The organism is Mucilaginibacter sp. P4_G9, assembly GCF_056400985.1.
The window spans coordinates 1-4,417 of the sequence record NZ_JBFUKF010000411.1; the positions used below are offsets into that span (position 1 = coordinate 1).

Genomic DNA, 4,417 nt, shown 5'->3' on the forward strand with positions numbered 1-4,417 from the left:
AGATAGCCTGAAACAAAGTGATGGCTTTCAGTACGACCTTATTGATGTAACCCGGCAGGTATTAGCAAATTATGCAACGCCATTGCAACAAAAAATGGCATCGGCCTATAAAAGCGGTGATAAGGAAGCGTTTAAAGAATATAGCACCACGTTTTTACAGTTAATGGATGATATGGATGCCCTGCTAAGCACCCGTAAAGACTTTTTATTGGGTAAATGGATCAACGAGGCAAGGGCAAACGGCATCACTGAAAAGGAAAAGAACCTATACGAATTTAATGCCCGCGACCTGGTTACCCTTTGGGGCGATAAGGAAAGCGGCCTACGCGAATACTCAAACAGGCAATGGGCCGGTTTAATACAGGGCTATTATAAGCCCCGCTGGGAACTGTATTTTGTGCAGCTTACAAAAGCAATGACAACAGGCACCCCTTTTAACGACAAGGCATTTGATGCACAGGTAAAAAATTGGGAATGGCAATGGGTTAATAAGCATGATAATGCTTATACCGATGTTGCCAAAGGCGATGGTGTAGAAAAAGCCAAGGCTTTGTTTGCAAAGTATAGCAGTTTGGTGTTGCAGGCAGCGTATTAGCCGCTACCTGTTTTTTTGTAGAGACGCATAATTGCGTCTCCCGCAGGACATTCCGAATTTACAAGATCGTCGATTTGCATTTGCAATTTGCGAGGTCGATTTGCACGTGGGAGATGCAATTATGCGCCTGTACGGTTGAAAAGGCAATAATCATAATCAATGACGGGTTGAAGCACGAACCCTACGCTACCATAACAAAAAACGTTGAATCATAAAACACATGATCAAAAGCACATACCAATTCCTAATAATCCTTATTTGCCTGGCATACAGCACAACCATAAATGCCCAATCAAGTAATGACCACATTTTCCCTCCATCGGCAGCGGCCAAACCTTATATTGATTTTGACAGCAAAGGTTTTTTGATAGCAGGCAAGCGTACCTTCCTTGTTTCTGCAGGGTTAGAATATGCAAGAATCCCGCACCAGCTTTGGCGTGATAGGTTGCTGCGCATCAAGCAGGCCGGATTTAATTGTATTGAGATTTACACCATCTGGAATTTTCATGAAGCACAGGAAGGCAAATTTGATTTTACCGGCGACCATGACCTCAACCAGTTTTTAAAAGAGGTTAAAGACCTTGGCATGTACTCCATCGTTCGTGTAGGTCCGTACTACTGTGCCGAATGGGATAATGGAGGCTACCCTATCTGGCTCAAGTTTAAAAAGGGATTGCGGGTACGGGAAGATAATCCATTGTTTGAAAAATACGTTGATCGTTTCTTCGATCATCTTTTACCCATTGTATTTAATAACCAGGTTAATAAAGGTGGTWCGGTGGTATTGGTTCAGTTAGAGAACGAACACCCCAAAGGCTGGGGTACAGTAATGCCCGATGGATATTTTAAACACTTGCAAACCAAGGCATTGACCATGGGGATGCAGGTGCCTTACTTTTTTAGCGGCCTGCATCATGCCAGCGATCCGGCGGGAGATGGGAAACTGGACGATGCCACAAGGCCCAATCCATGGTTTTCTACAGAGTTTTGGAGCGTATGGTATTCGCAGTACGGCGCTAAGCCCGGTGATGCCGTGCTTTACGACAGGCGCACCTGGAAAATTATAGCCAACGGCGGCAACGGGTATAATTATTATATGGCGCATGGCGGATCGAACTTTGGATATACCAATAACGATGAGGATGCAGCCTCCTATGATTATGGTGCTGCAATTGGGCAGGCAGGTGATCTGAGGCCGATATATTATACCTTTAAACGCGCGGCATGGTTTGCCCGCAGTTTCCAGGATGTTCTGGAAAACAGTGTAAATGATTCTGCTGCATTTAGTAAGATAGTAACAGACCCTTCTTTAAAAATTAGCGCGCGCAAAAGCCCGGTGGGAGAAATTGTCTTCCTCGACAATCCGGGTAAAGAAGCTATAACCGCGCAACTGCATTTCCCTAATGATAAAGTTTCGGGCGATAAGAAGATAACGGTTTTACCTGGCGAGATCTATCCCCTGGTTCACGATTATAATATCAATAATGAGGTTACGCTTCATTGGGCTTTAAGCAGGATTTTTGCCGTTGTAAAGCAGGATAATACCACAACAATTATTGCAGATGTTGAAGCAGGGATGCCTTTATCGTTGTATTTTACAGTCAAAAGCAAGGTATCAACTGTAAACTCAGCCGTAAAAATAGCGGGAGACCAGGTAATCATCAATGAAACGATGGCCGCTACGGAAAAGCCTTTGGAATACACTTTTAAAGTGGGTACACAAACCATCCGTGTTTTAGCAATGAACAGGCAATGGACCGATAAAACATATATTGACGAGATAGCAGGTAAAAACTATATCGTTAGCGGTGCTGCCTATTTGGGGAAAGCCGAAGTTAAGAGCGGGCAGTTTATTGCCGAAATGGAATCGCCATTGTTGGCAGATAAGCCGGATCAGGTATGGATCTATACAGATAAAAAATCAGTTCTTCTAAATCAGGCATCATCACCAGGCGCCAAACAACCCCAAAGCATTGCATTAAACAATTGGGAGTTTAAAAGTGCTTCGGGTTTTGCTGCTGCAAATTATAATACCGGCCAATGGTTGTCTTCAAAAGCCCCCTTACCCATGGGTGCGGATGGTGATATAACCGCCGATGCCTGGTACAAAACGTCAGTTACCATTCCGGCTACAGGCAAGTATACATTACAGGTTAATGGTAACGGCCTCGGCCAGGCCTTTATTGACGGAAAGCCAGCTGCTAACTGGAAGCTGAGCAACGCCGAAGTTTCACTTCAATTAAAAAAGGGCAAACATGCTTTAACTATTTTTACAGCCCATGACGGCCGCGATAAGCTGCCCGCTTATATTGGGCCAATAGATGAAGTGGATAGTAAAGGAATTTTTGGTAATGCGTTGATTAAAAAAGATGGTCCTTTCATTAGCGAAATAAATGATTGGTATTTTATGAAAGCAGAAAAAAATAGTGATGTTAAACAGGGGCCACCTGCATTTGATACTACCCTATTTAAAAAGTATAAAATAGGTGCTGATGCCTTTAATTTAAAAGAAGGATACGGGTGGTTTACTACAATTATACCACAACAACCTGCAGGTACATCAAAAATCACCTTGACGTTTAAAAGTATCGACGAAAATGCAACCGTATTCATCAATGGGAAACAGGTATTGCACCATGACGGCTGGAACCAGCCTTTTCAAATTAATATTACTGATACCGATATTTTAAAACATCCCGTTACACTATCCTTGTTTATTGAAAACTACTCCAACGAAGGCGGTATTGATCAGCCTGTAAAGATCAACGCTATCGGCGACGCCCAGGCAATAACTGGCTGGCAAATGAAGGGAGGTCCGGGTGATCCGCAAGCAATAAGGGGCTGGCAAACATTAACATCGGGTAATAAGATAAATAGTCCCTGCTTTTACCATGCCTCGTTTACCGTTCCGAAGCAAAAAGGGCAAAGTTTCATATGGCGGTTTGAGCCCAAAAAACTGGGACATGGTTCTGTTTGGATTAATGGGCATCATATTGGCCGCTACCCCGAAAAGATCCAGGTTTCCAGTTTGTATATACCCGAATGCTGGCTCAACAAGGGCTTAAACCAGTTGGTGATATATGATGAAGATGGTAAACAACCTAACAATACCATAATTGCTGCCGAGCCCGAAGCCGGGCGTACAACAACTCAACTAAGTGCTGATCTCAATTAATAAAACAAAAAATGGCTTTAACTACTGAAAGATTTACAGCGCTCGATATATTCCGTGGAATGACTATCTGCTTCATGATCATTGTGAATGCACCGGGTTCGGGCGCAAACGTATGGGCACCGCTCGACCATGCTCCATGGATAGGTTTTACTCCAACCGACCTTGTGTTTCCGTCCTTCCTGTTTGCAGTTGGTAACGCGCTTAGCTTCTCTAAAAAGAAGTTTGAGTCGGATACGGCATTTATCGGCAAGATATTTAAAAGAACGGTTATTATATTTCTATTAGGGTACCTTATGTACTGGTTCCCGTTCTTCCATCGTGTTAATGATGGCTGGGCTTTTAACCCGCTTAGCCATACCCGTATTATGGGCGTGCTGCAGCGTATTGCTTTGTGCTACTTTTTCGGCGCTTTAATAGTTCATTATTGCTCCAAAAAAACAGCTGTTATCATATCCGCATTACTATTAATTGGATACTGGGCGTTTTTACTTTTTTTTGGCGAACCAGGCAAAGAGTTTACCATGCTGGGCAATGCCGGTACCCGTCTTGATATTGTATTATTAGGCAATGATCATTTATACCACGATAAAGGCGGCCCCATAGCTTTTGATCCGGAAGGTTTATTAAGCACATTAACAGGCATAGTG

3 protein-coding genes are annotated in these 4,417 nt (G+C 43.3%); all 3 read left to right on the forward strand.

Features of this window, described 5'->3' with window-relative positions:
• Positions 1 to 595 (forward strand): alpha-N-acetylglucosaminidase C-terminal domain-containing protein (locus AC1DPZ_RS22715; RefSeq protein ID WP_477407745.1); only part of this gene is annotated, 595 nt, incomplete at its 5' end.
• 220 nt (positions 596 to 815) lie between these two features.
• Positions 816 to 3,770: a beta-galactosidase gene (locus AC1DPZ_RS22720; protein ID WP_477407747.1), complete on the forward strand. Its 2,955-nt coding sequence runs from the start codon at positions 816 to 818 to the stop codon at positions 3,768 to 3,770.
• Between the two features lie 11 nt (positions 3,771 to 3,781).
• The coding region (locus AC1DPZ_RS22725) for an acyltransferase family protein (RefSeq protein ID WP_477407749.1) at positions 3,782 to 4,417 on the forward strand (636 nt) is incomplete at its 3' end.